Source organism: Streptomyces sp. NPDC127038 (genome assembly GCF_042725875.1).
In the GTDB taxonomy this organism is placed as follows: Bacteria; Actinomycetota; Actinomycetes; order Streptomycetales; family Streptomycetaceae; genus Streptomyces.
Genome location: NZ_JBHXDQ010000002.1, coordinates 132981 through 159479 on the forward strand (window position 1 = coordinate 132981; position 26499 = coordinate 159479).

Below are 26499 nucleotides of genomic sequence, written 5' to 3' on the forward strand. Positions count from 1 at the left end.
GGTCCACCTGAAGCACGGCCCCCGGAAGGGGTGTCGCGTCAACTTGAGGGGGGCGAAGGCGTCGCCCACAGATCCGGGCAGAGCACAGCGACGATCCGTTCGAAGCGCGCCGCCATCTCGTCCGCGGTCTGCTCGGGGTGGTGCCGCCACCAGGCGACGGCGGCGCTCACCGTCCCGTACCAGAGATGGGTGACGAGGTCGGCGTCGAGCGGTTCGACGCCCGGGGAGGCCTCCAGGAACTCGGCCACGCCCACCGCGCCCATCCGGTTGAGCTCCCCGCGGTACCGGGCCGCGGCGGCGGGCAGCGGACCCTCGGCCGGAAGCGTCCCGTCGTAGACGAGTTCCCAGTCGTGCCGGCGCGATTCGAGCGCGCGGAAGACGGCCTCCAGGGTGCGCACGGCACGCGAGAGGTCCGAAGGGCCCTCCTGAGCGGACGCGACGGCCTCGACCAGCCGGGTGCCCGCCTGGTCGAGGCAGGTCAGATAGAGGCTGTCCTTGGACCCGAAGTACTCGTAGATCATGGGTTTGGTGATGCCGGCCCGTGCTGCCACCAGCGCGGTCGACCCACGCGCGTAGCCCTTCGTGCCGAACTCCTCGGCGGCCGCCTCCAGGATCAGCCGCTCCCGGTCCGCGCGGGGCATCCCCTTGGTGCCCACATGGCTGCCCGCGCCCTGCGCGGCCCTCGCCTGCTTGCTCATGCCCCCACCCTATGCCAAAGTGACCGACCGGTAAGTTACCCGATGTTCAGTTCAGTGGTTCACATCCGATGACCTGGGGAGAACGATGAGCGACAGGACCCGTTCGTGGTGGGGCTGGGGAAACGTCGAGGACGCGGTGACCGGGACGGAGCGCGCCGAACTCACCCGCCGCACCGCCGAGTTGCTCCCGGACGCGGATCTGACCGTGCACGCGGCTCCTCCGGTGGAGTCGTTCGACGTGGCCCCGAGCCGGGTCACCGCTCCGCCCGCGCTGGCGCGGCTGGCGTCGTACGACACCCGCGACCGGCTGGCGCACAGCCACGGTCAGGCGTTCCGCGACGTCGTCCGCGCACTGCTCGGACGGCTGCCCCATGTGCCGGACCTGGTCATGCGCCCCACGTCCGAGGCGGAGGTCGTACGGACACTGGAGTGGTGCGACGGCGCCGGGATCGCGGTCGTGCCGTTCGGCGGCGGGACCTCGGTGGTGGGAGGCGTCGAACCCCGTACGGGCGCGGAGTACGCCGGGGTGGTCAGCCTGGACCTCGGCTCGCTCGACCGGGTCCTTGAGGTGGACGGGACCAGCCGCGCGGCGCTCGTCCAGGCCGGCGTCCTCGGTCCGCACCTGGAGAAGCAGCTCAGGCCCCACGGGTACACGCTCCGGTTCTTCCCCCAGTCCTTCGAGTTCTCCACTCTCGGCGGCTGGCTCGCGACCCGGGCCGGCGGCCACTTCGCGACCCGCCTCACGCACATCGACGACCTCACCGAGTCGCTGCGGGTGGTCACCCCCGCCGGAGTGGTCGAGAGCCGCCGGCTACCGGGTTCGGGCGCCGGTCCTTCGCCCGACCGGATGTTCCTCGGTTCCGAGGGATCGCTCGGCGTCATCACCCAGGCCTGGGTACGCCTCCAGGACCGTCCGCGCTGGCGGTCCGGGGCGTCCGTCGAGTTCAAGGACCACGAGGCGGGCGTCCGGGCCGTACGAGCCCTCGCGCAGTCCGGGCTCGATCCCGCCAACTGCCGCCTGCTGGACCCGGTGGAGGCGTTCATCAACGCGGGCAGCCCGACGGCGGTCCTGGTGCTCGGCTTCGAGTCCGCCGACCACCCGGTGACCGCCTGGATGGACCGCGCCCTGGAACTCTGCCGGGACCACGGGGGCACGCTGCCGGAGCCGCCGCGCCACACCGGCACCGCGGACCCGGCCGCGCCGACCTCGGCCGCCGCCACCTGGCGCTCCTCCTTCCTGCGGATGCCCTACCAGCGGGACGCCCTCGCGGCTCAGGGCATGATCGTCGAGACGTTCGAGACGGCCTGCACCTGGGACCGGTTCGACGCGCTGCGCGCGGCCGTGGACGGCGCGGCCCGGGACGCCATGCGGCAGGTCGGCGCCACGGGTGTCGTGACCTGCCGGTTCACCCATGTCTATCCCGACGGTCCCGCCCCGTACTTCGGCGTCTACGCCTCGGGCACGTGGGGCAGGACCGTCGAGCAGTGGGACGAGATCAAGCAGGCGGTCTCCGAGGCGCTGCTCGCGCACGGCGCGACCATCACCCACCATCACGCGGTGGGCCGGGACCATCGGCCGTGGTACGACCGGCAGCGCCCGGACCTGTTCGCCGCCGCCCTGCGGGCGGGCAAGGCCGTGCTCGACCCGTCCGGGATCCTCAATCCCGGCGTCGTGATCGACCCCCTTCGCTGAACCGGCTCCCTCGCAGCGGGCGCGGGGCCGAGCCGCCCCGCGCCCGCCTCCGCGGCTACCAGCCGACGGCGACCAGCAGCCACTGCGGGCTGCCGTGGGAGATGAACGAGGACTGGCCGGCCACGTCGTCGTAGGGGAAGCCGTAGGCGAGGTTGTCGATGGCGTTGTCGTGCCAGAACTTGGCGTAGTAGTTGGCGGGCGCCGCCTTGTAGAACTGGGCGGGATCGCCCTGCTGGGAGGAGGACAGTGTCGCCACATGGCGGTTGAGCGCGGCGCACATGTTCGGGTTGCTCGCGAGCGCCGCCGCGCAGCCGAAGATGTCGGAGGTGGCGGCGTTCACGCCCACGGACTGGGCGTAGGACGTGAAGTAGTTGGCGTTCGCGCCGCCGGCCCGGAAGCTCGGGTCGCTGCCGGGGGCGATGATCCGGTACGGGGACTGGGTCTGGGCCAGCACCTTGAACTGGTCGGGGACGGCGGCCGTGAACCGCTGGAACGTGGTCGCGCGGTCCTCGGCGAAGGTCTGCCGGTTCTCACCGACCTCGATGTCGTACCCGTCCTTGGAGTGCAGGCGCATCGCCAGCTTGAGGCCGAAGGCGTCGACTCTGGTGGTGTTGCCGTTGAAGACGTTGTTGCCGACCGTGAACTCGATGAAGTCGTAGTACGCGCTGGTGGGCGAGCCGAGGTAGAAGTACATGCGGCCCGCGGAGTTGGCCGGCATGTCGAGGTAGGGCTGCTCGGCGATGGAGTGGACCTGGCCGTTGAAGCTCCAGTACACCTGGCTGTCGGGGTACTTGCCGTTGGTGCGGTTGAGGATCTTCACCTCGACGGCGTTGTTCGCGGCGGGTATGTCGCTCGTGCTGCCCCAGAAGCTGTCCGGCGGGGTGGTGCCTCCGGGCCCGTACACCTGGAACTCCCACAGGGAGTAGCCGTACGGGGTGGCTCGGGTCGTCCCGAGGACGCGCACGTACCGGCCGCTGCCGGTGACGCCGATGTTCTGGGTGCCGCCGGTGCCCGTCGTCGTGGAGTACACGGTGGCCCAGGTGTTGGCGTCGGCGGAGGTCTGGATCTGGAAGGCGGTGGCGTAGGCGGCTTCCCAGTTCAGGGTGACGCGGGTGAGCTGCTGGACCGATCCGAGGTCGACGCGCAGCCACTGCGGGTCGGCGAAGGCGGAGGACCACCGGGTGCCGGTGTTGCCGTCGACGGCGGCCCCGGCCGGGAAGGAGGCGTTCTCGACCGAGGAGGCCGCGGCCGGCTTCCCCTGGGACAGCAGCTGGTCGGCCGCGTGCGCGGACGAGGGGCTCAGGAAGGCGACGCAGGCGGCGAGCAGGACGACGACGATACCGAGGGCCGTGCGGGACCGGGCGGTTCTGCCCGACGGTCGCGGGGGAAGTGCGCTGGCGCTGGCTAAGGACTGCATGCGGGATCTCCTCATGCCGGGTCGGCGTGCGTGGGGGCGGAGCAACAGCAGACGGAGAGCGCTCTCTCCGGGTTGTATCCCCGCACCCTCAAGACGTCAACAACTGAAGCCGAAATCACCGCAGTTGGCTTCTCGGCCCCGCAACGGCCCCTGCGTCACCGTCGGGACCCCGTCCGGCGGCCCGGAGTTTTCGGACCCCGACGACGCGAACGCCCGGGACCGGGCCGCGTATTCAAGAGTTGACTCATCGCCCGGAGTCGACGGCGGTGGCGGTGGCCACGGACACGTCCGGATGGATGGAGGAGAAAGGGCTCATGTCAGGGTTTCGCTCGCGGTGGCGGGAAGCGCGGCGGGTACGCCGAGGGCGAGCAGCGCGGTGTCGTCGTCGAGTCCCTCGCCGAAGGAGGCGAGCAGTCCTGTCAGGGCCGCGATCAGGCCTCGCGGTCCGGCGGGAGGCCGGCCGGTGATGAAGGCGCGCAGGGCGTCCTCCCCGTACAACTGGCGCAGAGGTCCCGTACGGGCCTCGGTCAGGCCGTCGGTGTAGAGGAGGAGGGTGTCACCGGGCCGCAGCCACGCGCGGGCGGCGGCGAACGGGGCCCGGGGCAGGACACCGATGAGCAGCCCGCCCGGGGTGGGAAGGTAGTCGGCGGTGCCGTCGGCGCGCTGGATCAGCGCCGAGGGGTGTCCGCCGGAGGCCAGGTCCACGCGGACCCGGCCGCCGTCCTGCTCCAGGACACCGAATATGGCCGTGCAGTAGCGGGGGTCGCCGCCGGTGTACCTGTCGTGCAGCACGGTGTTCAAGGTGGTCAGCACGGTGACCGGGTCGGCGTCGTGCAGTGCGGCGGCGCGCAGGGTGTAGCGGGTCAGCGAGGTCACCGCGGCGGCCTGGGGGCCTTTTCCGCACACGTCCCCGAGGAAGAAGGCCCACCGGCCGGCGTCCAGGGGAAACAGATCGTAGAAGTCTCCGCCCAGCAGGTCCGGGGAGGCCGTGTGGTAGTGGGAGGCGGCCTCGAGCCCGGGAATGGTGGGGAGTTCGGCGGGCAGCAGGCTCTGCTGAAGGACGGCGAACGCCTCCTGGAGCCGCCGGCGGTCGGCCTCCGCCTGGCGGCGCGCCTCCTCGGCCGCCTGGCGAGCGCGCAGCAGCTCGGCCTCGTACGCACGGCGGTCCCCGGCGTCGAAGACGGTGGTGCGGATCAGCAGCGGTTCTCCGCCCTCGCCGGTCTTCACCTTCGAGGTGACCAGCACCGGCATCCGTCGGCCGGCGGCGGCCTTGATGTCCAGGGCGATGCCGCTGATCTCCCCCTTCATCTGGAGCAGCGGCGCGAAATGCGTCTCGTGGTAGAGCTTGCCTCCCACGGTGAGCAGATCGGCGAACCTCATCCGCCCCACCACCGCGTGGCGTTCCAGTCCCAGCCAGTCCAGCAGCGTGGCGTTGATCTTCGCGATGGTTCCGTCCATCAGCGTCGACAGATACCCGCACGGTGCCTGCTCGTACAGCTCCTCGGCGCTGTCCTCCGGCAGCGGGGCGGCCAGGGCGGTGTCGGGCGCGACCCGCTCCCCGTCCGGTTCGGACGCCTGATCCGTGCGGTGCATCCTCAAGCCGCGCTGGTGAAGGCGGTGATGGCCTCGGCGGTGGCCCCTGGGGCGCTCAGCTGTGGGCAGTGGCCCGTCGCCACCAGTGTCACCAGCCGGCTGCCGGGGATCGCGGCATGCACGTAGGCGCCGACCTCGCGGGGAGCGATGACGTCCTGTGCGCACTCCAGGACCAGTGTCGGCACGGTGACCGTCTCGAGGTCCTTGCGGCTGTCGGACAGGAAGGTGGTGCGGGCGAAGACGCGGGCCATGTCCGGATCGGTGGCGCAGAACGAGGCGGTCAGTTCCTGGCCGAGTTCCGGGCGGTCGGCGTTGCCCATGATGACCGGGGCCATCGCCGCCGACCAGCCCAGATAGTTCGACTCCAGGGACTCCAGCAGCTCGTCGATGTCCTCGGTGCTGAATCCGCCCCGGTATCCCTCGTCGTCGATGTAGCGGGGAGAGGGGGCCACCATCACCAGGCGGGAGATGCGCCGCGGTGCCTGCGCCGCCGCGATCACCCCGATCATCGCGCTGACCGAATGCCCCACGAACGTCACGTCCCGCAGGTCCAGGTCGTCCAGTATGTCCAGAACGTCGCGGGCATAGCCGTCCAGCGAGCTGTAGCGCCGCTCATGCCAGGCCGAGGGGTCCGCCAGGCCCGAGCCCACGTAGTCGAAGAGCACCACCCGGTGGTGCTCCGCCAGAGCCGGTACCACCAGACGCCACATGTTCTGGTCACAGCCGAAGCCGTGCGCCAGCAGGAGCACCGGCCCGTCGGCGCTGCCGGTCACGGTGACGTTGTTCCTGCGGCGGATGTCCATGTCCGGCAGTCTCCCATCGGCCTCCGCCTCCCCGGGGCAGGGGTCCTGTCGGCCTCCGCCTCCCAGGAGTAGGGGCCCTGTCAGCCTCCACCTCCGGGGGCAGGGGTCCCGCGTCCGGTCGGCCCGCGGGTTCAGCCCGTGGTCGCCATGCCCTGGCGCAGCTTGGCGAGGGTGCGGGAGAGCAGGCGGGAGACGTGCATCTGCGAGACGCCGAGGTGTTCGCCGATCTGTGCCTGGGTCAGCTCGTCGACGAACCGCATGTGAATGATGCGGCGTTCACGCCGGTCCAGCTGGGCGATCAGCGGGGCGAGCGCGTGGAAGTCCTCGACGAGTTCGAGGGCGCCGTCCTCCGTGCCGATGAAATCGGACAGCGCGCTCTCGCCGTCGTCGTTGGTGCCGATGGCCGCGTCGAGGGAGCTGGAGTTGTAGCCGTTGGAGGCGAGGCGTGCCTCGTTGACCTCTTCCTCGGTCAGACACATCAGCTGGGACAGTTCCTTGACCGTGGGGGTACGGCCGAGCCGGCTCCGCAGTTCCTCGGTGGCCTTGGCGAGCTGGACGCGGGCCTCCTGGAGACGGCGGGGAACGTGGACGGCCCAGGAGGTGTCGCGGAAGAACCGCTTGATCTCGCCGACGATGTAGGGCACCGCGAAGGAGGTGAACTCGACCTCACGGGTGAGTTCGAACCGGTCGATCGCCTTGATCAGTCCGATCGTGCCGACCTGGACGATGTCCTCCATCTCCTCCGCGCCGCGGCTGCGGAAGCGCGCCGCGGCGAAGCGGACCAGGGAGATGTTCATCTCGATCAGCGTGTTGCGTGCGTACTGGTACTCCGCCGTGCCCTCTTCGAGAACGGCGAGCCGGTCGAAGAACAGCCGGGACATCCGGCGGGCGTCCTTGGGCGCGATCTGGGACGGGTCCGCTATCTCCGGCAGCGCCGTCGTCCGCGCCTCTGCCACCTCGGTGACCGTCATCTCAGGGCCCTCCCCTACGTTGTCGCCCCCGTGCCGCGGCCTCGTGGCCACCGGCGCCAGTGCGCGTACCCGGGTTTCGGGAAAGCATGCCGGGCAATTCCGGGCCGGACTCCACGAACACCGGGTGGTCCCCTTCGACGGACCCGCCCGTCGGCGCGGGTCAGCGGCGGCGCAGCATCATGACGACGGCGACCACGACGATGATCAGGACGACGGTTCCCAGGCTGATGTACACGGGTCTCTCTCTTCTCTCGACGTGCGGCACCGATCGGTGCCGCAGGATGCCGACTGCCCCCGACCACACCTTTTAGCCCCCGGCGGGACAGGTCTTTTGCCCGGTCGTGATCCGGGGCGGTGGCGCCGCATCCCCCGTGAGAGCTACGAGAACCGTCCCTGTGGGGGTGACTCGCGGAGGCCGGCGCGTCCCTAGCGTGGTCGTCAGGTCGCCACGGGTGCGGCCACCACGACAGGGGGAGGCCACGATGGGCACGACGACCACCGCACCGCACGGCACGGGCTCGGGACCGGACGAGGAGGACGGCGCCCGGGGCGGCCGTCCCGGCCGGATCGTGCGCTCCCCACTCGGCTGGATGCTGACGGGCATGGTCGGTGTCGGTCTCGTCTCCGGCCTGACCGCGACGGGCCCCGGTCCGGTGCCGGCGCTGGGAGCGGCCGCCGCGGTGGCCGTGTACTGGGCGGTCATGCGCTTCGCCGCACGGCGCCCGACGCCGGAGATCGCCCGGCGCGGGGCGGGCCGGGAGGCCCTGCTCGGCGGCGCTCTCGGTCTGGGCTTCATCCTCGTGTCGGCACTGCTGATCACGGCGCTCGGGGGCTACTCGTTCTCCTGGGCGGGCAACGGCTTCGTGCCGGTCGTGTGGTCCGCGGTCATGGTGCAGGCCGGCGCCGCGGTCACCGAGGAGCTCCTGTTCCGCGGCCTCGCCCTGCAGGCTCTGGAGCGGCTGTGGGGCAGCCGGGCCGCCGTCGCGATCACCGCGCTGTTCTTCGGCGTCGCCCACCTGGGGGCTCCGGGAGCCAACGGATGGAGCGGGGTGGCGATCGCCCTGGAGGCGGGCGTCATGCTCGGTACCGCGTTCCTGTGGCGGCGTAGCATCTGGTTCGTCGTGGGGCTGCACTTCACCTGGAACACCGTCGAGCAGCTGCTCGGCGTCCCGGTCTCCGGACACTCCCCCGAGGGTCTGTACACCGTCGGTGTCCATGGTTCCGCCCTGCTGAACGGCGGCGGCTTCGGCCTGGAGTCGTCGCTCGTGCCCATCGTCCTCAGTGTCCTGATCACCTTTCCGATGGCGGTCCTCGCCCACCGGAACGGCCGGCTGCTGCCCCGGCGGCGGACCCGGCGCTGAGAGAGGTCCCTGGAGGAAACGGAAGTGATGTCGCGTCAGGCGCTCTGGAGCCCCCCGCAGCTCCGGGCGAGCCTCGACCGGTGGAACGAGCTGGACGCCTCCGTCAAGGACGGCGTCCTCGCTCTGACGCTCACCCTGCTGGCCTTCGTGCCGACCCTGTCGGCCATCGGAGGGCAGATCGGCGATCTGCCCGAGCGGCCCGCGAACGCGCTGAGCATCGCGCTGACCCTGGCCCAGACCCTGCCGCTGGCGGCCCGCCGCCGGTGGCCCGCCGGCTGCCTGGCCGTCGTCGCGGGCGCCTTCGCCACACATCAGGCGCTGGGCTTCGCGACGACGTTCGGGAGTGTGGGGCTGTATCTCGCCCTGTACTCCGCCGGGGCCCACCAGGCAGGCCACCGCCGCCCGTTGATGGCCACGGCGAGCGCGGCCTACGCCGTACTGGCCGTCGTCCTGCACCACCTCGGGTCACCGCAGCGGGTCCCGGACTATCTCGCGTTCTATCTGGCTCTGGCCGCGATCTGGCTGGTGGGCGGTACCGTGCGCACGCGGCGGCGGGAAGAGGCGGAGCGGCGGCGGCTTGCCGCCGAGGTGGCCACGGGCGCCGAACGGGCACGGATCGCCCGCGAACTGCACGACGTGGTCACCCATCATGTGACGGCCATGGTGGTCCAGTCCGACGCGGCGCAGTTCCTGCTCACGTCCGCGCCCGAACGGGCCGCGGTGTCGCTGACGGCCGTCAGTGACACCGGCCGCCGCGCCCTGACCGAACTGCGGTACCTGCTGGGGGTGTTGGAGGCCACCGGCGAGTCCGCGGTCGCCGACCCTGCGCGCGCGGACCGGGCCCCGGCCCTGGGCCGGGTGACGGACCTGGTCGAACAGGCCCGCAGGTCCGGTCAGTCGGTCGAACTCAGCGAGGAGGGTGAGCGGCGGGCACGGTCCGTGGACGTGGAGCTGGCCGCGTACCGGGTGGTGCAGGAGGCGCTCACCAACGCGATGAAGCACGCGTCCGGGCAGCTGACCCGTGTGCTGGTCCGGCACCGCGAGGAGCACATCGAGATCAGGGTGACGACCGACGGGCCCGCCGCCTCCCCGGCCACCGACGGGCTCGCCGCCTCCCCGGCCGCCGTGCCGCTCACGCGGAAGCCCGGCCCGGAGGGCGGACGCGGTCTGGCCGGATTACGCGCACGGGTGCGGATGCTGGATGGTGAACTGGAGGCCGGAGCCCGGCCCGAGGGCGGGTTCGAGGTCCGCGCGACGATTCCGTCCCAGCCCGTTCAGGAGTGACCCCGTGAGCCATGCGCCGCAGCCCGTCCGTGTACTCGTCTGCGACGACCAGGAACTGGTGCGGACCGGTTACGTCACCATCTTCTCCGCGCAGCCCGACATCGAGGTCGTCGGGGAGGCCGAGAACGGGCACGCGGCGGTCGAAGCCGCACGGCGGCTGCGGCCCGACGTGGTGGTGATGGACATCCGGATGCCCCTGCTCGACGGCATCCAGGCGACCCGGCAGCTGGCCGGTCCTGACGCCGAGGCCCCGCCGAAGGTCCTGGTCGTGACCACGTTCAACGTCGACGCCTATGTCTACGACGCGCTGCGGGCCGGAGCCAGCGGCTTCCTCCTCAAGGACGCGCCTCCCGCGGAGCTGGTGAACGGGATCCGTACGGTCGCCCGGGGCGAGTCCCTGCTGGCGCCCGCCGTCACCCGTCACCTCATAGGCCACTTCGCCGAGCACCTGCGGCCGGCCGACACCTCCCGGCAGGCCAGGGAGGACGTCGTGCGCGCGCTGACCGTCCGCGAGCTGGACGTGCTCCGGCAGATCGCCGAGGGGCTGTCGAACGCGGAGATCGCCGCGGCGCTCTTCATCGCCCCCGAGACGGTCAAGACGTACGTCTCGCGGATCCTGGCCAAACTCGGCCTGCGCGACCGGGTCCAGGCCGTGGTCCTCGCCTACCGGGTCGGACTCGTTCCCGCGGCGGACTGACGGGGCCGGGAGTAACGGGAGAGTCGCGGACGGAGAGCGGGTGGAGGAACATCGGAGTCACGAAGACGAAGAGGTGGTTATGGGGACACCTTCGATGCATTTCAGCGAGAGTCCGGAGGATCCGTTCGCCCTCGCACGCGCCGCCTCGGCCGTGCTCGACGATCACGGCACGGTGGTCGGCTGGAGCACACGTGCGCAGGAACTGCTGGGCTACCGGACCAAGGAAGTCATCGGACGGGCGTGGCGTGACCTCCTGATCGACGCCCGTGACCTGCCCGTCGCTCGGTCCGTCGTCGTGGGGGCCATGCGGGCGGGGGGCTGGTTCGGGGTCCTGCCCGTCCGGCACCATGACGGCCGGCGGGTGGAGATGGGTTTCCGGGCCCGCGCGATCACCCGCGACGGAGAGCGACGGGAGTGGTTCCTGGTCGGTGCCCCCGCCTCCGAGGTCGTCGCCTGGCAGCGGGACCGCGCGCTGCTGGACGGCCTGTACCACCGGTCCCCGATCGGTCTGGCCATCCACGGCCCGGACCGCAAGGTGATCCGGATCAACCGCGCCATCGAGAAGGCGAGCGGCATCACGGCCGAGATGCCGGTGGGCCGTCTTTCCGGCGAGTTCCTGGTCGAAGAGGACGCGGGTCCGGCCGAGGAGCGGGTACGCCACGTCCTGGAGACCGGCGAACCGCTGATCTTCACCGAACAGTCCGCACGGACACGCCACGCACCCGGCAAGGAACGGATGGTGTCCGTCTCCGCGTTCCGGATGGAGGACTCCTCGGGCCGGGTCCTCGGCGTGGCGGAGACGATCGAGGACGTGACCCAGCGCTACCGGGCCCGTCGCAGACTCACCCTGCTGAACGAGGCGAGCGCCCGGATCGGAACCTCCCTGGACGTGGAGCAGACGGCCCGGGAACTGGCCGAGGTCGCCGCCCCCGGCCTCGCCGACTACTGCTCGGTGGACCTCCTGAAGCCGGTGACCCTCGGTGACGAAGTGCCCTCGCACATGGCCGGCGCACTTCTGCGCGTGGCCATGTCACCCGCGGAACCACGGGTCCCGTATCAGGAGGGCGAGGTCGTCCCGCTCCTCCCGGATTCCCCGCAGGCACGCTGCCTGGCCGAGCGCCGTCCGGTCCTCGAACGGCTGCTGTCGCTGCGCCCCGAGTGGTACGCCATGGACCGGCGGCGGATCGAGGTCGCCCTCGGTCTCGGCGTCCACTCGCTGATCGCGGTGCCCCTGCTGGCACGCGGCCTGGTCCTGGGCGTGGTCAGCCTGTGGCGCGTACGCCATTCGGAGCCCTTCGAGGACGACGACGCCGCGGTGGCCCACGAGTTCTCCTCGCGTGCGGCCGTGTGCATCGACAACGCGCGCCGCTTCACCCAGCAGCAGAGCGCCGCCCTGACCCTCCAGCGCAGCCTGCTGCCGGGCACGGTGTCCGACCTGCCGGCCGTCGAGGTCGCCTGCCGGTACCTCCCGGCGAGCGGGGAACCGGGCATCGGCGGTGACTGGTTCGACGTGATCCCGTTGTCAGGGGCCCGCGTCGCCCTCGTCGTGGGAGACGTGGTCGGCCACGGAATCCACGCGGCTGCCTCGATGGGACGCCTGCGGGCCGCCGTACGCACCCTGGCCAGCCTCGACCTGGAGCCGGACGAGGTGGTGGCCCGGCTGGACGACCTGGTCAGCCTGCTGGCCGCCGAACTGGAGACGAACGCCGACGGCGACCCGTCGTCCATCGAGGAGACGTTCGGGGCCACCTGCGTCTACGCGGTCTACGATCCGGTCTCGCGGCGGTGCTCCCTGGCTCGCGCCGGCCACCCGGCTCCCTTCGTGTCCACGCCTGACGGCCAGGTGACCGTCCTCGACCTGCCCGCGGGTCCACCGCTCGGCCTCGGCGGACTGCCGTTCGAGATGTACGAGACCGAGCTCCCCGAGGGCAGCGTGCTCACGCTCTACACCGACGGCCTCCTGGAGGCGCGCGACGGCGACATCGACGCCGCCCTGGAGACGCTGCAGACCTGTCTCGCCCATGTCGACGATCCGCTGGAGAGCACCTGCCACGGTGTGGTCGAGGCGCTGCTGCCCACGAACCGGCGCCCCACCGACGACATCGCCCTGCTCGTCGCCCGCAGCCGGGTGCTGCCGCCGGAGAACGTCGCCACCTGGGAGCTGCCGCTGGAGGCGACCGCCGCGTCCCGGGCCAGGGAGCTGATCACGGCGAAGCTGGCCGAGTGGGGGCTGTCGGACATGGTCTTCACGACCGAGCTGATCGCGAGCGAGCTCGTCACCAACGCCTACCGCTACGGGGACGGCCCCGTCACCCTGCGCCTGATCCGTACGCACTGCCTGATCTGCGAGGTCTCCGACACCAGCCACACGTCCCCGCACCTGCGGAGGGCCCTCAGCACGGACGAGGGCGGCCGCGGCCTCTTCCTGGTGGCCCAACTCACGGAACGCTGGGGCACCCGCTACGCCCACGACGGCAAGACGGTCTGGACGGAGCAGCCCTTGCCACAGCCGTGACCGCCTGTGATGTTGGGGCGGGAGCAACCGTGGGAGGCGGGGTTGAGCGTCACCGGTGTGTGGGTCGTCGGGGCGCTGCCCGACGAGGCCTTGCGGGATCTGCCGCGCGCCGCGGTTCAGGGTCTGACGTCGGCGTCGCTGTCGACGTGTGAGGACGTCTCCGGTGAGCTGGCCTGGTGGGAGAGCAGGGCTCAGGAGTCCATGTTCCGCAAGTCGGCCACGTCTCGCGGGAGTTGGCGCGCCAAAGAGGACGCCTTCCGGCTTCGCGCGTTCCTCGACGCCTGCCGGGACGATTCCGAGGAGATGGAGGCCCTGCGCGACGCGGTCATGGACCGGTTTCCGCCGCACGGCGAAGAGGGCTTGTTCGCGGCCGTGGCCCGCAAGGCCTGCCCGTTCTCGGCCCTGGCCTACGCTCTCGGACCCGACGCGGTACGCCGACTGCCGGGCCGGGCCGGGGACTTCCTCCTCGACGCCGAGCAGGTCCGCACCCGCCTTCCCGCTGTCGAGGAGACCCTCGACCTGACCGGAGCCCGGCGCCGGGCTGCCGTCGAGCGGATCCACGCATGGATGACCGGCCTGGGCGACGATCCCCACCACGACGCCGACGAACTCCTCGACGGCCCATTGCGCGTACTCCGTCACGCTGCCGGTACAGGCCGGGCCGTGGCCGCCCAGGTGCGCTGGTATTGAACGAGGCCGCCGGCTTTGGGGCAGCGACCTTGTCGCTTGGACGGAGCACCTGGTCGGTTCAGGGCACGGGGTGCTTTGTCACCAGCTGAACGATCTGACTCGGACCGGGAGGCCGGCGCATGTCCCACCCAGTGCGCGACCGCCTGTGACAGCCGCGCGGAGGAGGGTTCCGCGTCCCGCGCGGACCACCGGGGCGGAGTCCATGACCAGCACACCCACCCCCGCCCCGTACGACGGTGCCGAGGTGCTGCTCAAGCCGGTCTTCGGCGACCGCCAAGCAGAGCTGACGGGTCCGGGTCCGGGCCGCCTCCCCGCGGCTGAGTTCAAGGTTGGCGCGTACCCCTGCGCCGACGATCGAGGACGAGGAAGATCACGAAGCCGGTGGCGAACAGGAGGCCACCGGCGATCAAGAACGGCATCGGCGCGTACTCCTCGGTGCACGTACTCCCCCCGACCGTGGTGTGGCATACGTCGCCCGGACCGCCCCGATTCAGGTAAGCGAGATAGAAGAGCGGCAGAGCCAGGCCCGCGACGGCTCCGACCAGGGCATTTCTGTGCCCCTTCCGGAGCAGGAGGACAGCGGCCACGGCGGACAGGGCGATCAAGGCCACCCCCACCGACAACAACGCGGCCAGCCCGAGGGCCAGACACCCGCCGACCCCGAGCCAGGCCAGGAACCAACCCCACTCCGAGACGCGATCCCCCTGGACCGCGACCGTCTTGCGTTGCACCGTGCCTCCCGTGGAAGGTGAGACCGTGACGGGCAGGCGAGACCGCGGCGAACCGGACCGTCGGTCCTGAAGCCTGCGCGTTCTAGCGCCCGCCACGATCATGCCCCAACACCGGTCCCATGGACCCAAGTTCACGGCCGAGCTGGTAGAAGCTCATGGCGAACATCAGGACTCCCAACGGGACGTGCAGGCTCAGGGTGTGCGTGATGCCGAGCACCACCTGCACCGAGGCGAGGACCAGGAACGTGGTGCCGTAGAGGATGGGCTTGGGCGAGCCGCCACCCGGGCGCCAGGCCACGACGGCGGGCAGGACGTACAGCATGGCGGCGCCGTACATGACCCGGGCCCCGACCGCGTGCAGGACACCGAGGTGGTGCGAGAGCAGGAGGCCGGCGGTGACCGCCTGGAAGAACAAGGTCAGTGTCTGCGCGGCGACCGCGACGCGGACGAACGCCGGGTAGAAGGTGCTGCTCGGCCTGGAGCTTGTCTGCGTGGCCACGGTGTCTTCCTCTGCTCGTCTGTGTTCCGTCGCGGATACGACGACACAGCTGCCGAGAATGTGAGGCGACACGATCCGTTGCCCTTTGCACGGCCGGTAACGATCATGATGGGCATCGGGTTCGAGTGAGGGAGACACCGTGACCGACGCCGTCGCACAGGAGCGCCCGTGGCTGACGAACGTCGCCTATCGGATGCTGGGTTCGCTGGCCGAGGCCGAGGACGCGGTGCAGGAAGCGCTCGCCCGCTGGTACGCGTTGACGCCGGGACAGCGCGCGAAGGTCACCTCTCCCAAGGCCTGGCTGACCACGGTGACGGGCCGCATCTGCCTGGACGTCCTGGGCTCGGCCCGTGCACGACGCGAGAGGTACGTGGGCGAATGGGTTCCCGAACCGCTGCCCGATGCATCGCAGTTGCGGGGCCGCAGAGCTGAAACGGCCGACCCGGCGGACCAGATCGTGCTGGACGAATCGGTGGACATGGCCTTCCTGGTCGTGCTGGAGGCACTGACTCCGGCCGAGCGCGTGGTCTTCGTACTGCACGACGTCTTCCAATACCCCTTCGACGACGTCGCCGCGATCGTGGAGCGCACACCGGCCGCCTGCCGACAGCTGGCCTCCTCGGGGCGCCGCCGCGTCCGCGCCGTGCGGTCCGCGCCGGTGCCCAGCGCCGAGCAGGCGCGAATCATCCGGGAATTCAAACAGGCCTGGGAGCAGCAGGACATCCCGGCCCTGGTCGGCCTGCTGGACCCGCGTGCGGTCATGGTCACCGACGGCGGCGGCCTGGCCAGCGCGGCCCTACGGCCAGTGGAGGGCGCTGCGCGGATCGCCCGATACATCGCGGACATCGGCGTCCGCGCGCCCGGCATGGAACTGCGGATCCTCTCGGTCAACGGCAGGCCGGGCCTGGTGGCGCTGCGCGGGGACCTGACCGTGAACGTGGCCGCGTTCGAGATCGCGGACGGCCGGATCACCCGGATCTGGGGCGTACGCAACCCGGAGAAGCTGCGCGCCTGGAACGAGCGGATCGCGACCACGCAGGGGGAATGACTCGACCACGGCATCGAGACGGACCGTGTCTGTCCAAGGGGACTCCCTCGTGGTCGGCGACCAAGACGCCCATGCTCCCGCCAGGTCCCCGACCACCCCACCATTCGCCTCCGCTCAACTGCGGGCCCCATGGCTACTGGTCAGGCCCGGGGCGTCCAGTCGCTCGCGAGGAGACCGAGGATGGCCTCGTCCGCGTAGGCGCCGTACACCCAGGCGGAGCGCCGCAGCGTTCCCTCGCATTGCTATACGAGGGGAAACAGCCACTCAACCCGATTGCTCGACCGGTTCCAGGCGTGACCCGGTCAGTGATCTCGACCGACGACGCCAACCTCTACGGGTCCGGTAGGCGGACCCGCGACCTCGGCCGCCCGCACCGTCGGTCGCGATGCCTCGTCGCCTTCGAGGTCCGCGTCTCGGGTCCATCTCCACGGCGCGAGTTGGAGGACGCCGAACGTCACCTCGACGGCGAAGAAGAGCCACACAAGCTGTGACACACCGTGGGCGAGTGCGTAGAGCTGCCACGTCGCGAACAGGGCGCGCGCGATGCCGTCGAACAGGCCGTATTCCGGCAGCGGTCTGACGATGCGCAGGGCCGCCCAGACCACCACCACCGAGCCCATCAGATTGGCGAACAGGACCTGCCATACGTCGAGTTCGGGCAGGGCGCCGAGGCCGAAAGCGGCGCCGGCCGAGGACAGGGCGTCGTGGACCAGGGCGTAGGTCCACGGCGTGGCGAATCCGGCCGTGACGGCCAGGTCGTACCAAGCGCTCGCCCGGACGACACGAAGGTAGGTGGGGCACTCGGGTGCTCGAAGGCGGCTCACGACAGGACTCCCGCTGGTCTCGTTGCAAGGACGCCTCACGCTAAACAGTGGACTACGCTCCAAGGTCAAGCCCGCTATCCGCAGGAGGGGCATGCGTATCGGTGAGCTTGCCGCGCAGACAGGCATGAGCAGGGACACGATCCGGTTCTACGAGAAGGTCGGCCTCGTCACGGGCCTGCGTCTGCCCAACGGGTACCGCGACTTCCCGCCCGAGACGGTGGCCTGGCTCGCCTACGTCCGGACCGCGCAGGCCCTCGGATTCACCCTGGCGGAGATCGCGCGGACCGGCGAGACCTTGCGCGAGGCCCCCGACAGCGCGGAGGCACTGTCCGCGCTCTTCGAGGAGAAGCTGCGGATCGTCGAGAGCCGTATCGCCGAACTGAGCACTTTGCGGGCTGACTTGGTCACGCGCATCGGCACCGGATGCCCTCTGCGGCCGATCGGGCAGTCGGCCGCAGGGAGCTGACAACGACTCCGCGCGAGGTCTATCGTGTCCGCCTCGCCGCCCGGTACTGACGTGCCAGCACACCGAGCATCGCCGGTACGGACGGACGCGCGGCACCGTCGACCAAATCGCTGCCCTTCCGTCCGATCGCGCGCAGTCGGAGCTCCTGCACCTCCAGCAAGGCGGTGACGAAGGGGCGCGTCCCCGGAGACGCCAGGTCCGTCAGGCGCTTGCTCGCGGACAGGGGTGGGCGCGTCAATTCCACTTGCTCCGCCACCAGTTGTCCCAGCCGCGCACGGACCGACTCCGTTGGGCTCCGCAGAGTCTCGACGGACAAGCCGTGGCGCTCCAGATCCTTGCCCGGGATGCCCACCTGCCCGTGCGCCGCGTCCTCGGCGAGGTCGTCGAGGAAGTCGATGCGCTGCATGGCCTCGATGAGGTCGCGGCAGCGTCGTACGAACTCCTCGTCCTCCGCGGACTCCACTCGGTCCAGCAGGCACGTCAGGAGCATGAAGGCGGGCAGCGAGTATCCGTCGAGGTAGGACTGGAGCCCGTCCTCGGTGTCGAAGCCGGTGTAGTCGACCTCATATCGCGATCCCCGCAGGAAGGCCTCGACGTACTGCGGCAGTTGGGGGTACCGCCCGGCCGTGTCCGCAAGCGCCCTGAGCGTCGCGTCGGTGACCGTAGCGCCGTCCAGCGCCGCCCGGGTGGCTGTCGCCCACGCCTCCAGCGCCGCACCCCGAGCCTCGCGTGTTCCGGTGTCAACGCGCTCGTCGGTCTCATGCATGAACGCGACCGCCGCGACGACCGGCGGATGCAGCCGGGCCGGGAGCAGAAGCCGGACGGTCAGGTACTCCGCAGTCCTGAAGCGCCGTACGAACCTGCGCTGCTGTCCGTACGCGGCGCGCAGCTCCGGGTCGGTGACGCCGGCCTCGCGCAGCGCGCGGGTCCACGTGGGCATGTCGCATTCCTTGGTCTGTCGATGGTCGAGGTCGTGAACGTGCCCGTGCAGCGTACGAGTTCGCGACCGGAGGACGCCGACGGTGGTCGGTCAGTCGGCCGGTGGGTGCGAAACGCCGTGCAGGTGAGCCGCCTTGGTCGTGAGATAGCGCTGCTCTGGTGTGCTGGCGGTGAGCGCGGCCGCCAGACGGTAGTGGTGCAGCGCCTGGATCGGCTCTCCGGCCAGCTCCAGCAGATGCGCCCGCACGGCGTGCACCCGGTGGTGGCCGGCGAGCGGCCCGCGGCCTTCCGCGTCGAGCCGGTCGAGCAACTCCAGTGCGGGGACCGGGCCGTCGGTCATCGCGAGGGCGACCGCGCGGTTGAGGGTCACCAGCGGGCTGCCCGCGACGTGTTCCAGCAGCTCGTACAGTCCGTGGATCTGGGGCCAGTCGGTGTCCTCGGCGCGGGCGGCGGAGTCGTGGACCGCCGCGACGGCGGCCTGCAACCGGTACTCGCCGACGCCCGCGCCGCGGGAGAACGTACCGGCGAGGAGCCCGGTGCCCTCCCGGATCAGCCGGCGGTTCCAGCGTGCGCGGTCCTGCTCCGCCAGAGGAACCAGCTCGCCGTGCGGACCGGTACGTGCCGGCCGACGGGCCTCGGTGAGCAGCATCAACGCCAGCAGCCCGGCCACCTCGCCCTCGGCCGGCAGGGCCCGGTGCAGTTGCCTGGCCAGCCGAATCGCCTCGCCTGACAGGTCGGCGCGGTGCAGCACCGGCCCTGCGGAGACGGCGTATCCCTCGTTGAACACCAGGTACAGCACTCGCAGTACGGACCCGAGCCGCGAGGGCCAGTCCGGTGCCCCCGGCCGCGGCACCTCGAACGCCACCGACGACGCCTTCAAGCGCTGCTTGGCCCGGCTGATGCGCTGCGCCATCGTCGCCTCGGGCACGAGGTAGGCGGCCGCGATCTCGGCGGTCGTCAGGCCACCGACCGCCCGCAGGGTCAGGGCGATGGCCGAGGCGGGGGTGAGCGCGGGGTGGCAGCACATGAACAGCAGCGCCAGGGTGTCGTCACCTTCGGGCCCCGCGGCCGGCGCCGGCTCCCGCGCCACGCGTTCCTCACGCCGCCGCCGGGCCGTGTCGCCGCGCACCTGGTCGACGCGGCGCCGCGTCGCGGTCCTCAGCAGCCAGCCGCGCGGATTCTCCGGGATCCCGTGGAGGGGCCAGTGCCGGGCGGCGGCGATCAAGGCTTCCTGGACGGCGTCCTCGCACGCGTCGAAGTCCCCCTGCCGCCGTGCGAGCAGACCGAGGACCTGCGGCGCCAGCGAGCGCAGCAGGTCCTCGACATCCCGGCCGTCGGTCACAGGTCGAACGCGACGGCGTCCATCACCCGGCGCACCTCGACCGGCTGGCGCGTCGGCACCCCGCCGGGCCCTGGCACCGCCGAGATCCGGGCCGCGATCTCCAGAGCGCGGGCCTCGGACTCCACGTCGACGACATTGAACCCGGCCAGCACCTCCTTGGACTCCGGGAACGGCCCGTCGGTGACCACCGGCGCCGAGGCCCCGTCAGCGCGCACGATCCTGGCGAGACGCGGGTCCGCCAGCCCGGTGAACTGCACCATCTCGCCGCTCGCGACCAGCTCCTCGGTCAGCGCCGCGTAGTAGTCGAAGTGCGCGGCGATGTCGCCGGGGGCCCACTCGTCCATGGGCTGCTCGAACTCTCCGCCGTCGTGGTTGACCATCAGCAGGAACTTCGGCACCTGAACTCCTTGATCGTCTGCGCGCCCAGTGTGGCGCACTCCCCCGGTGAACGGAGCCGCCGAGGCGCTCTCTACATCGCACCGCAGGGAATTCGGTACGAACCCTGGCGCAGGCGCGGGAACAACTATCCTTCGGCCCGGTCCGGCGCACGCGCCCCCGCACGCCCCCGCCCGTATCCGTACCTCCCCACACGTCCCGTACAATTTGGGTCCGAACGATCAAGGGAGCCTGCCTGTGCCCGGCCATCGGTCCATCACCGAAGCGGAGAAGCTGGCAGCTGCGAAGCTGGGCGGCATCCCCATCCACCGCGAGCAGATGGCGGTGGTCGCGAACATCTACCGTGCCGCCTCCGCGGTCCGCCAGCACCTGGAGAACTCGGTGCTGCGCGACGCCGACCTGACCTGGACCTCGTTCGTCGTGCTCTGGGTGGTCTGGATCTGGGGCGAGACGGAGACCCGGCACGTCGCTGAGGAGGCCGGGATCTCCAAGGGCACCCTCACCGGTGTCTCACGGACCCTGGAGGGACGCGGGCTCATGACGCGGGCCGGCCATCCGTCCGACGGCCGGCTGAAGCTGCTCAGCCTCACCGACGAGGGCGAGGCGTTGATGCAGCGCCTGTTCCCGCGGTTCAACGAGGAAGAGGCGTTCGTCGCGTCACGGCTCAGCGACGAGGAGTGCCACAGCGTCGCGGAAGGCCTGCGGCAGGTCGTACGACAGGTCGAGGAGGGGGGCGAGGAACGCCGCCTCACCCTCCTCGACGGCGCCGAACCGGCCCGCCGCCGCAGCGGCCGCCGGGCCAAGGGTTACTGACTTCGGGCGGAGTGTCTATGAGGCGTCGCGAGTGAAGCGCCAGGCTCCGCAGGTGAGGGCGAGTGCGAGGTAGAGGGCAAGGTCGAAGAGGGCGAAGGAGAGGGAGGGGGTGCGTTCCGCGTGGAGGGGGTGCGGGTGGAGCTGGCCGAGGGCGTCCGCGGCGTTGCTCAGCATGAGCTTGCTGGGCAGGTAGGACCAGCCTTCGACGGCTTTGGCTGCGCCGTAGCCGAGATAGACCAGGGCGAAGAGTGCGGCGATGGCTCCGGCGGTGTGCCGGATGACGGCTCCGAGGCCGTAGCCCACGACGGTGACGACGAAGAGGTAGAGCCCGGCACAGGACACGGCGCGAAGTACGCCTGGAGTGCCCAGGCCGACGTCGAGGTGCTGCTCGGCCAGGACGGCCTGTCCGATGAAGAAGCCGGTGAACGCGGTCAGTTCGCCCAGTAGCAGGGCGAATCCGCCGATGACGAGGGTCTTGGCGGTGTAGGCGAGCGCGCGCCGGGGTGTCGCGGTCAGCGTCGAGCGGATCAGTCCGGTGGTGTACTCGCTGCTGACGCCCAGCACGCCGAGGACGCCGAAGGCGAGCACGGCGAAGGCGAAGCCGGAGAGTGAGTCGCCCACCGGGTCGAACCGGGCCCGGTCGGCCGTCGTCATGTGAGGCCAGGCGCCGACGGTGTGCGCGACGTCCATGACGCTCAGCACCAGGCCGAACGCCACCGCGATGAGGGCGGTGATCCAGGTCGAGCGGAGGGAACGCAGCTTGATGACCTCGCCGGCCATGGCGCCTGTCAGTGCGGTGGGCATCAGTGTCCCGTCCCTTCGGTCCGGTACTCCACGGCGGATTCGGAGAGGTCGAGGTAGGCGTCTTCCAGCGAGGCGCCGGCAGGAACGAATTCGGTGATCGGGACGTCGGCGAGCAGACGTCCGCGTCCGATGACGAGAAGGTGGTCGACGGTGAGGGCCATCTCGCTCATCAGGTGGCTGGAGACAAGGACGGTGCGTCCCTCGGCGGCCAGCGACCGCATGAGGTTACGGATCCATCGGATGCCTTCCGGGTCCAGGCCGTTGGCGGGTTCGTCGAAGATGAGTACGGGCGGGTCGCCGAGCAGGGCGGCGGCGATGCCCAGGCGCTGCTTCATGCCGAGCGAGTAGGTGCCGATCCTGCGGTGGGCGACGTCGGCGAGGCCGGTGAGGGCGAGTACCTCATCGATTCGGCTGCGCCGGATGTGGTTGGTGGCTGCGAGCACGGCCAGGTGCGCCCGCGCCGTACGGCCTCGGTGGACGGCCCCGGCGTCGAGGAGCGCGCCGACGCGGCGCAGCGGCTGTTCGGCCCGGCGGTAGGGCACGCCGTCCACCAGGGTGCGGCCGGCGTCCGGTGTGTCCAGGCCGAGGACGGCCCGGATCGTGGTCGACTTCCCCGCGCCGTTGGGGCCGAGGAAGCCGGTCACGCGGGCGGGCTGGACCTCGAAGGTGAGGTCGTCGACGGCGGCCTTGCGGCCGAAGCGTTTGGTGAGATGTTCGCATCGAATCACGTCCATGACGATGCCGGGACGGGCGAGACGCTTCATCTGCCCGCGGGCAGGTTCTTCGGGGCCCGGGTCCGCCGTACGGCATAGGGCCCGCGGACGATGTGGGCACGGCCGGGAGACGCATAGGCTCAGGTCGTGGAACGGAAGACGCATGCGGCCCCGGAGTCGTTCCGGCCCAATTGGCCGGAGGCCCTTGTTGTTCTGTCACTGGCGGTGTGCGGCCTGGCGCCGTGGCATCCGCAGGCGATCTTCTGGGGCGGATTGCCGCTCGCCTTCGCGCTCTTCTGCGTCGCGTGCCTGCGCCCGGCCCGCACCGCGGGAATCACCCTGGCCGCGGCCCTGGCTGTGGCGGTGTCCACCGGCCTGCCCAGGTTCGAACACGCCGGGGCCGTCGCGCCCTTCGCGCTGCTCTTCGCCCTCGCCTGGGCGGTGGGCTTCGCGGTCGGCCAGCGGCGCCGGTATCTGCACGCGCTGGTGCGACAGGAACGCGACCGCGCCGACCGGGAGGCGGCTGCGGAACGGCTGCGGATCGCCCGCGAGTTGCACGACAGCATCGCCCACTCCATGAGCGTGATCTCCGTCCAGGCAGCCTTCGGCCGTCTGGTGCTCGACGACCGTCCCCAGGACGCACGGAGCGCGCTGGAGGCGATCGAGACCACCGGCCGGGAGACCCTCGTCGAACTGCGCCGCATGCTCGGCGTGCTGCACGACGACACGGACGATCCGGACGACGCGGGCCTGGCCCCCGCCCCGAGACTCGCCGACCTGAACCGTCTCATCGAACGGACCCGGCGCCCCGGCCTGCGGATCGACCTCGCCGTCACGGGGCACGCCGGGCCCCTGCCCCCTGGGCTGGAGGCAGCCGCGTACCGGATCGTCCAGGAGGCGCTGACCAACGTGGTCAAGCACGCCGACGCGAGCACCGCGCGCGTCACCGTCGCGTACGGAGCCGACGAGCTGACCCTCACGGTGATCGACGACGGCAGCATCCGGCCGGCCCCGGGCCGCACCGGGCGCGGGCTGCCCGGGATGCGTGAGCGCCTCGCCCTCTACGGCGGCACCCTGGAGGCCGGGCCGACCGCGACCGGCGGCTTCAGGGTCCGGGCCGGCATCCCCGTGGACAGGCCGGAGCCCACTGCCGCCGCACGGGAGCGGCTGTGACCATCCGCGTCCTGGTCGCCGACGACCAGCAGTTGATCCGCATCGGCCTGGCCGGAATCGTGGACACCGCCCCGGACCTCCAGTCGATCGGCAGCGTCGCAACGGGCCGGGACGCCGTCGCGGCAGCCGCCGAACACCGGCCGGACGTCGTGCTCATGGACGTGCGGATGCCCGAGATGGACGGCATCGAAGCGACCCGCCGAATCACCACCGCCGGCCACGCCCGTGTCCTGATGCTCACCACCTTCGACCTCGACGAGTACGTCTTCGGCGCACTGCGCGCCGGGGCCAGCGGCTTCCTCCTGAAGGACGTTCCGCCCCTCGACCTGCTGTCCGCCGTGCGCACCGTCGCCCAGGGCGAGGCGCTGCTAGCGCCACGCGTCACCAAACGGCTCATCGCGGCGTACGTCAACAGGCAGGCACAACCACACGTCAAGGAACGGCCGCGGCTGCCCGAGGCCGTCACCACGCGCGAACGCGAAGTGCTGCTCCTCGTCGCCGAAGGACTCACCAACGCCGAGATCGCCGAACGGCTGTACATCGGCGCGGGCACGGTGAAGACCCACGTCGCCCGGCTGCTGGCCAAACTCGATGCCCGCGACCGCGTCCAACTCGTCATCCACGCCTACCGCAGCGGCCTCACCGGCTAGTCCGCGCAGACGGACCCTAATGCGCCGAAGTCAGTAAGGGTTGAAAGGGTTAAAGGGCCGGGGGCTGGGAGCTGGGTCTCCACAGCCCTACCGGGCCGCGTCGACCAGTGCGTCGAACAGCGCCTGCTGCACCGGATCCTCGTGGGCCGTGTCCTCCGGGTGCCACTGCACCGCCGTGAACCACCCCTTGGCAGAAGGGAGTTCGAGGCCCTCCACCGTTCCGTCCGCCGCGCGGGCGGTGACGCTCAGGCCCGTTCCGAGGCGCTCGACCCGCTGGTGGTGGTAGCAGGACGCCTCCACCTTCTGGGCGCCGACGGCCCGTTCCAGCAGGGTTCCGGGTTCGACGGCCACCGGGTGCACCACGTGCCGGTGTTCGCTCTCGGGACCGCCCATGTCCTGTTCCAGGGTGCCCCCGAGGGCGACGTTCACCACCTGGAGACCGCGGCAGACGGCCAGCAGGGGGAGGCCCAAGTCCAGGCTCCGGCGGGCGACTTCGAGGTCGAAGGCGTCCTGGAGTTCGTCGACGTCGTAGACGCTGTCGTGCGTGTCGGCGGCTCCGTAGCGGTGGGGAGCGAGGTCCCCGCCACCGGGGAGCAGGACGCCGTCGAAGCGGGCGAGGCGTCCGGCCACGTCCGTGACGGCGGGATCGGCCGGGTGGACGGTCACCGGTTCGCCGCCGGCCCTCCACACCGCCTCGATCAGGGCGCGGGCGTTGACCTCGGCGGCGTACCGCAGGGCCGAGGTCGTGGCGGAGAAACGGGCCGGAACGGCGATCAGGGGGCGCGTCACAGTTGAATCCAGGTGGTCTTGAGCTCGGTGTACTTCTCCAGGGCGTGGGCGGACTTGTCGCGGCCGTTGCCCGACTGCTTCATGCCGCCGAAGGGGACGGTCAGGTCGCCCTCCTCGTAGCAGTTGACCCAGACCGTGCCGGCCTTCAGGGCGCGGGAGACCCGGTGTGCGGTGGACAGGTCGGAGGTCCAGAGCCCGGCGGCGAGGCCGTACTCGGTGTCGTTGGCCAGGCGTACGGCCTCGTCCAGGTCGTCGAAGGTGAGGACCGACAGGACCGGGCCGAAGATCTCCTCCCGGGCGAGCCGCATACCAGGGTCCACCTGGTTGAAGACGGTCGGTTCCAGGTAGCTGCCGCCGGTGTCCGTGAGAGTGCGGTCGCCGCCGGCGCGCAGTCGGGCGCCCTCGGCGAGCCCGGTGGCGATGTGGTCCTGTACGCGGCCGAGGTGCGCTTCGCCGACCAGGGCGCCCATCTCGGTGGACGGGTCGAGGGGGTCGCCGATCCGCAGCTCGCGTGCCCGCCGTACGACGGACTCGGTGACCTGGTCGGCCACGGAGGTGTGCACGAGCAGCCGGGACGGGGCGGTGCACATCTCGCCCTGGTTGAAGAAGATGCCCCAGGCGGCGGTGGCGGCGGCCTTCTCCAGGTCGGGGGCGTCGGGAAGGATGATGTTCGGTGATTTGCCGCCCAGTTCGAGCCATACGCGCTTGAGGTTGGAGTCGGCGGCGTAGCGCAGGAAGTGGCGTCCGACGGCGGTGGAGCCGGTGAAGGCGAGGACGTCGACGTCCGGGTGGAGGCCGATCGCCCGGCCCGCGACCGGTCCGGTGCCGCCCACGACGTTGAGGACGCCCGGCGGCAGTCCGGCCTCGGTGGCGATCCGGCCCAGCATCAGCGCGGACAGGGGCGAGTTCTCGGAGGGCTTCAGGACGACCGTGCAGCCTGCGGCGAGGGCCGGGGCGACCTTCCAGCCGGCGAGGGTGAGCGGGAAGTTCCAGGGGACGACCGCGCCGACGACCCCGGCGGGTTCGCGGGTGACCAGGGCGAGCGCGTCCGCCGCGGTGTGCGGGGACTCGTCGGTGACCTTGTCGGCGAGCTGCCCGTACCAGCGGAAGGTGTTGATCAGGGCGCGCAGCTCGATGTCGTACGCGTCGGTGATGGGCTTGCCCATCTCCAGGCTGACGGTGAGGGCGAGGTCGGCGCGGCGGTCCTGGAGCAGGTCGGCGATGCGCAGCAGCGTCGCGCCGCGTTCGGCGGGGGCCAGGCGCGGCCAGGGGCCCGTGTCGAAGGCGCGGCGGGCGGCGACGACGGCCGCGTCCACCTCGGCGGTGCCCGCGTCGGCGACCGGGGTGAGCACCTGGCCGTCACGGGGCGAGACGGCGTCGAAGGCGGCTCCCGAGCCGTCCTCGTCGGCGCCGTCGATGTGATGGGCGCCGGAGAGACGCAGGGACTTGGCCTTGAGCAGCCATTCCTCGTGGGTGACGTCCAGCATCGGGACCTCCAGAAATCTTATTTGAACCCAAACGATAGGCTGGGCGGCGAGCCCGGGGCAAGGGCTCCTCGTATCGATCCGACAGGTCCGCGGCCCCCGCGGG

26 protein-coding genes are annotated in these 26499 nt (G+C 71.2%); 11 read left to right on the forward strand and 15 right to left on the reverse strand.

Going from position 1 to position 26499, the window contains the following annotated elements; all coding sequences use genetic code 11:
- Positions 1–38: 38 nt before the first annotated feature.
- Positions 39–698, reverse strand: a complete 660-nt coding sequence (locus ACFWI4_RS02070) for a TetR/AcrR family transcriptional regulator (protein ID WP_387189836.1) — start codon at positions 696–698, stop codon at positions 39–41.
- An 85-nt stretch (positions 699–783) separates the two neighbouring features.
- Between ACFWI4_RS02070 and ACFWI4_RS02075 the strand changes: the two genes are divergently transcribed.
- Positions 784–2391, forward strand: coding sequence for an FAD-binding oxidoreductase (locus tag ACFWI4_RS02075; RefSeq protein WP_387189838.1), 1608 nt, complete (start codon positions 784–786; stop codon positions 2389–2391).
- 55 nt (positions 2392–2446) lie between these two features.
- Here the strand turns inward: ACFWI4_RS02075 and ACFWI4_RS02080 are convergent, their stop codons facing one another.
- The 4 genes from ACFWI4_RS02080 to ACFWI4_RS02095 all read right to left on the reverse strand — a co-directional run bounded on the left by ACFWI4_RS02080 (position 2447) and on the right by ACFWI4_RS02095 (position 7175).
- Positions 2447–3808, reverse strand: coding sequence for a beta-1,3-glucanase family protein (locus tag ACFWI4_RS02080; RefSeq protein WP_387189840.1), 1362 nt, complete (start codon positions 3806–3808; stop codon positions 2447–2449).
- Between the two features lie 312 nt (positions 3809–4120).
- Complete coding sequence (locus ACFWI4_RS02085) at positions 4121–5401, reverse strand: PP2C family protein-serine/threonine phosphatase (protein WP_387189843.1); 1281 nt, start codon at positions 5399–5401, stop codon at positions 4121–4123.
- A 2-nt stretch (positions 5402–5403) separates the two neighbouring features.
- Complete coding sequence (locus ACFWI4_RS02090; RefSeq protein WP_387189845.1) at positions 5404–6204, reverse strand: alpha/beta fold hydrolase; 801 nt, start codon at positions 6202–6204, stop codon at positions 5404–5406.
- 131 nt (positions 6205–6335) lie between these two features.
- A complete protein-coding gene (locus ACFWI4_RS02095) occupies positions 6336–7175 on the reverse strand; it encodes an RNA polymerase sigma factor SigF (RefSeq protein ID WP_387189848.1) in 840 nt (279 codons plus the stop codon).
- Positions 7176–7657: 482 nt separating this feature from the next.
- Between ACFWI4_RS02095 and ACFWI4_RS02100 the strand changes: the two genes are divergently transcribed.
- From ACFWI4_RS02100 to ACFWI4_RS02120, 5 genes are all read left to right on the forward strand, one after another.
- Positions 7658–8536, forward strand: a complete 879-nt coding sequence (locus ACFWI4_RS02100) for a CPBP family intramembrane glutamic endopeptidase (protein ID WP_387189850.1) — start codon at positions 7658–7660, stop codon at positions 8534–8536.
- 27 nt (positions 8537–8563) lie between these two features.
- Positions 8564–9820 (forward strand): sensor histidine kinase, encoded by a 1257-nt coding sequence (locus ACFWI4_RS02105; RefSeq protein ID WP_387189852.1) that lies wholly within the window; start codon positions 8564–8566, stop codon positions 9818–9820.
- Between the two features lie 4 nt (positions 9821–9824).
- Positions 9825–10517 carry a response regulator gene (locus ACFWI4_RS02110; protein WP_387189855.1) on the forward strand — a complete coding sequence of 231 codons (693 nt, stop codon included), beginning with the start codon at positions 9825–9827 and terminating at the stop codon, positions 10515–10517.
- Between the two features lie 94 nt (positions 10518–10611).
- Positions 10612–13032 (forward strand): SpoIIE family protein phosphatase, encoded by a 2421-nt coding sequence (locus tag ACFWI4_RS02115; protein ID WP_387189858.1) that lies wholly within the window; start codon positions 10612–10614, stop codon positions 13030–13032.
- Positions 13033–13074: 42 nt separating this feature from the next.
- On the forward strand, positions 13075–13722 hold the full coding sequence (locus ACFWI4_RS02120) for a hypothetical protein (RefSeq protein WP_387189860.1): 648 nt from the start codon (positions 13075–13077) through the stop codon (positions 13720–13722).
- A gap of 323 nt (positions 13723–14045) precedes the next feature.
- Here ACFWI4_RS02120 and ACFWI4_RS02125 read toward each other — a convergent pair whose 3' ends face one another.
- Together ACFWI4_RS02125 and ACFWI4_RS02130 are read right to left on the reverse strand one after the other, a co-directional pair.
- Positions 14046–14453, reverse strand: a complete 408-nt coding sequence (locus ACFWI4_RS02125; protein WP_387189862.1) for a hypothetical protein — start codon at positions 14451–14453, stop codon at positions 14046–14048.
- Positions 14454–14535: 82 nt separating this feature from the next.
- A complete protein-coding gene (locus tag ACFWI4_RS02130; RefSeq protein ID WP_387189864.1) occupies positions 14536–14952 on the reverse strand; it encodes a hypothetical protein in 417 nt (138 codons plus the stop codon).
- A 139-nt stretch (positions 14953–15091) separates the two neighbouring features.
- Here ACFWI4_RS02130 and sigJ point away from each other — a divergent pair, with 139 nt between their 5' ends.
- Positions 15092–16000, forward strand: coding sequence for an RNA polymerase sigma factor SigJ (sigJ, locus tag ACFWI4_RS02135; protein ID WP_387189867.1), 909 nt, complete (start codon positions 15092–15094; stop codon positions 15998–16000).
- 302 nt (positions 16001–16302) lie between these two features.
- Here sigJ and ACFWI4_RS02140 read toward each other — a convergent pair whose 3' ends face one another.
- Positions 16303–16824, reverse strand: coding sequence for a hypothetical protein (locus ACFWI4_RS02140; protein WP_387189869.1), 522 nt, complete (start codon positions 16822–16824; stop codon positions 16303–16305).
- Positions 16825–16915: 91 nt separating this feature from the next.
- Here ACFWI4_RS02140 and ACFWI4_RS02145 point away from each other — a divergent pair, with 91 nt between their 5' ends.
- Entirely contained in the window at positions 16916–17290 is a 375-nt protein-coding gene (locus ACFWI4_RS02145; protein WP_387189871.1) for a MerR family transcriptional regulator, read from the forward strand.
- A gap of 19 nt (positions 17291–17309) precedes the next feature.
- Here the strand turns inward: ACFWI4_RS02145 and ACFWI4_RS02150 are convergent, their stop codons facing one another.
- The 3 genes from ACFWI4_RS02150 to ACFWI4_RS02160 form a co-directional block, all read right to left on the reverse strand.
- On the reverse strand, positions 17310–18230 hold the full coding sequence (locus ACFWI4_RS02150) for a phytoene/squalene synthase family protein (protein ID WP_387189873.1): 921 nt from the start codon (positions 18228–18230) through the stop codon (positions 17310–17312).
- A gap of 90 nt (positions 18231–18320) precedes the next feature.
- Positions 18321–19571 carry an RNA polymerase sigma factor gene (locus ACFWI4_RS02155; protein WP_387189875.1) on the reverse strand — a complete coding sequence of 417 codons (1251 nt, stop codon included), beginning with the start codon at positions 19569–19571 and terminating at the stop codon, positions 18321–18323.
- Positions 19568–19969: a YciI family protein gene (locus tag ACFWI4_RS02160; protein ID WP_385393789.1), complete on the reverse strand. Its 402-nt coding sequence runs from the start codon at positions 19967–19969 to the stop codon at positions 19568–19570. The genes ACFWI4_RS02155 and ACFWI4_RS02160 overlap by 4 nt, the downstream gene beginning before the upstream one ends.
- 235 nt (positions 19970–20204) lie before the next feature.
- Here ACFWI4_RS02160 and ACFWI4_RS02165 point away from each other — a divergent pair, with 235 nt between their 5' ends.
- Entirely contained in the window at positions 20205–20780 is a 576-nt protein-coding gene (locus tag ACFWI4_RS02165; protein ID WP_387189877.1) for a MarR family winged helix-turn-helix transcriptional regulator, read from the forward strand.
- Positions 20781–20795: 15 nt separating this feature from the next.
- Here ACFWI4_RS02165 and ACFWI4_RS02170 read toward each other — a convergent pair whose 3' ends face one another.
- Together ACFWI4_RS02170 and ACFWI4_RS02175 are read right to left on the reverse strand one after the other, a co-directional pair.
- A complete protein-coding gene (locus ACFWI4_RS02170; RefSeq protein WP_387189879.1) occupies positions 20796–21584 on the reverse strand; it encodes an ABC transporter permease in 789 nt (262 codons plus the stop codon).
- A complete protein-coding gene (locus ACFWI4_RS02175; RefSeq protein WP_387190164.1) occupies positions 21584–22318 on the reverse strand; it encodes an ABC transporter ATP-binding protein in 735 nt (244 codons plus the stop codon). Before ACFWI4_RS02175 ends, ACFWI4_RS02170 begins: the two co-directional genes overlap by 1 nt.
- Positions 22319–22444: 126 nt before the next feature.
- On the opposite strand from ACFWI4_RS02175, the gene ACFWI4_RS02180 reads away from it, so the two are divergent.
- Entirely contained in the window at positions 22445–23470 is a 1026-nt protein-coding gene (locus ACFWI4_RS02180; RefSeq protein ID WP_387189881.1) for a sensor histidine kinase, read from the forward strand.
- The gene (locus ACFWI4_RS02185; RefSeq protein WP_387189883.1) at positions 23467–24120 is read left to right on the forward strand and encodes a response regulator; all 654 of its coding nucleotides are present in this window, start codon (positions 23467–23469) and stop codon (positions 24118–24120) included. The genes ACFWI4_RS02180 and ACFWI4_RS02185 overlap by 4 nt, the downstream gene beginning before the upstream one ends.
- Positions 24121–24207: 87 nt before the next feature.
- On the opposite strand, the gene ACFWI4_RS02190 is transcribed toward ACFWI4_RS02185, so the two are convergent.
- Together ACFWI4_RS02190 and ACFWI4_RS02195 are read right to left on the reverse strand one after the other, a co-directional pair.
- The gene (locus tag ACFWI4_RS02190; protein WP_387189886.1) at positions 24208–24909 is read right to left on the reverse strand and encodes a gamma-glutamyl-gamma-aminobutyrate hydrolase family protein; all 702 of its coding nucleotides are present in this window, start codon (positions 24907–24909) and stop codon (positions 24208–24210) included.
- Entirely contained in the window at positions 24906–26396 is a 1491-nt protein-coding gene (locus tag ACFWI4_RS02195) for an aldehyde dehydrogenase (protein WP_387189889.1), read from the reverse strand. Before ACFWI4_RS02195 ends, ACFWI4_RS02190 begins: the two co-directional genes overlap by 4 nt.
- Between the last annotated feature and the right edge of the window lie 103 nt (positions 26397–26499).

Bases quoted from the DNA above. Each gene is read 5' to 3' on its own strand.
- ACFWI4_RS02085 (WP_387189843.1), bottom strand. From the start codon at position 5,401: ATGCACCGCACGGATCAGGCGTCCGAACCGGACGGGGAGCGGGTCGCG.
- ACFWI4_RS02150 (WP_387189873.1), bottom strand. From the start codon at position 18,230: ATGCCCACGTGGACCCGCGCGCTGCGCGAGGCCGGCGTCACCGACCCG.
- ACFWI4_RS02095 (WP_387189848.1), bottom strand. From the start codon at position 7,175: ATGACGGTCACCGAGGTGGCAGAGGCGCGGACGACGGCGCTGCCGGAG.
- ACFWI4_RS02115 (WP_387189858.1), top strand. From the start codon at position 10,612: ATGCATTTCAGCGAGAGTCCGGAGGATCCGTTCGCCCTCGCACGCGCC.
- ACFWI4_RS02100 (WP_387189850.1), top strand. From the start codon at position 7,658: ATGGGCACGACGACCACCGCACCGCACGGCACGGGCTCGGGACCGGAC.
- ACFWI4_RS02070 (WP_387189836.1), bottom strand. From the start codon at position 698: ATGAGCAAGCAGGCGAGGGCCGCGCAGGGCGCGGGCAGCCATGTGGGC.
- ACFWI4_RS02175 (WP_387190164.1), bottom strand. From the start codon at position 22,318: ATGGACGTGATTCGATGCGAACATCTCACCAAACGCTTCGGCCGCAAG.
- ACFWI4_RS02145 (WP_387189871.1), top strand. From the start codon at position 16,916: ATGCGTATCGGTGAGCTTGCCGCGCAGACAGGCATGAGCAGGGACACG.
- ACFWI4_RS02075 (WP_387189838.1), top strand. From the start codon at position 784: ATGAGCGACAGGACCCGTTCGTGGTGGGGCTGGGGAAACGTCGAGGAC.
- ACFWI4_RS02080 (WP_387189840.1), bottom strand. From the start codon at position 3,808: ATGCAGTCCTTAGCCAGCGCCAGCGCACTTCCCCCGCGACCGTCGGGC.
- ACFWI4_RS02105 (WP_387189852.1), top strand. From the start codon at position 8,564: ATGTCGCGTCAGGCGCTCTGGAGCCCCCCGCAGCTCCGGGCGAGCCTC.
- ACFWI4_RS02090 (WP_387189845.1), bottom strand. From the start codon at position 6,204: ATGGACATCCGCCGCAGGAACAACGTCACCGTGACCGGCAGCGCCGAC.
- ACFWI4_RS02195 (WP_387189889.1), bottom strand. From the start codon at position 26,396: ATGCTGGACGTCACCCACGAGGAATGGCTGCTCAAGGCCAAGTCCCTG.
- ACFWI4_RS02170 (WP_387189879.1), bottom strand. From the start codon at position 21,584: ATGCCCACCGCACTGACAGGCGCCATGGCCGGCGAGGTCATCAAGCTG.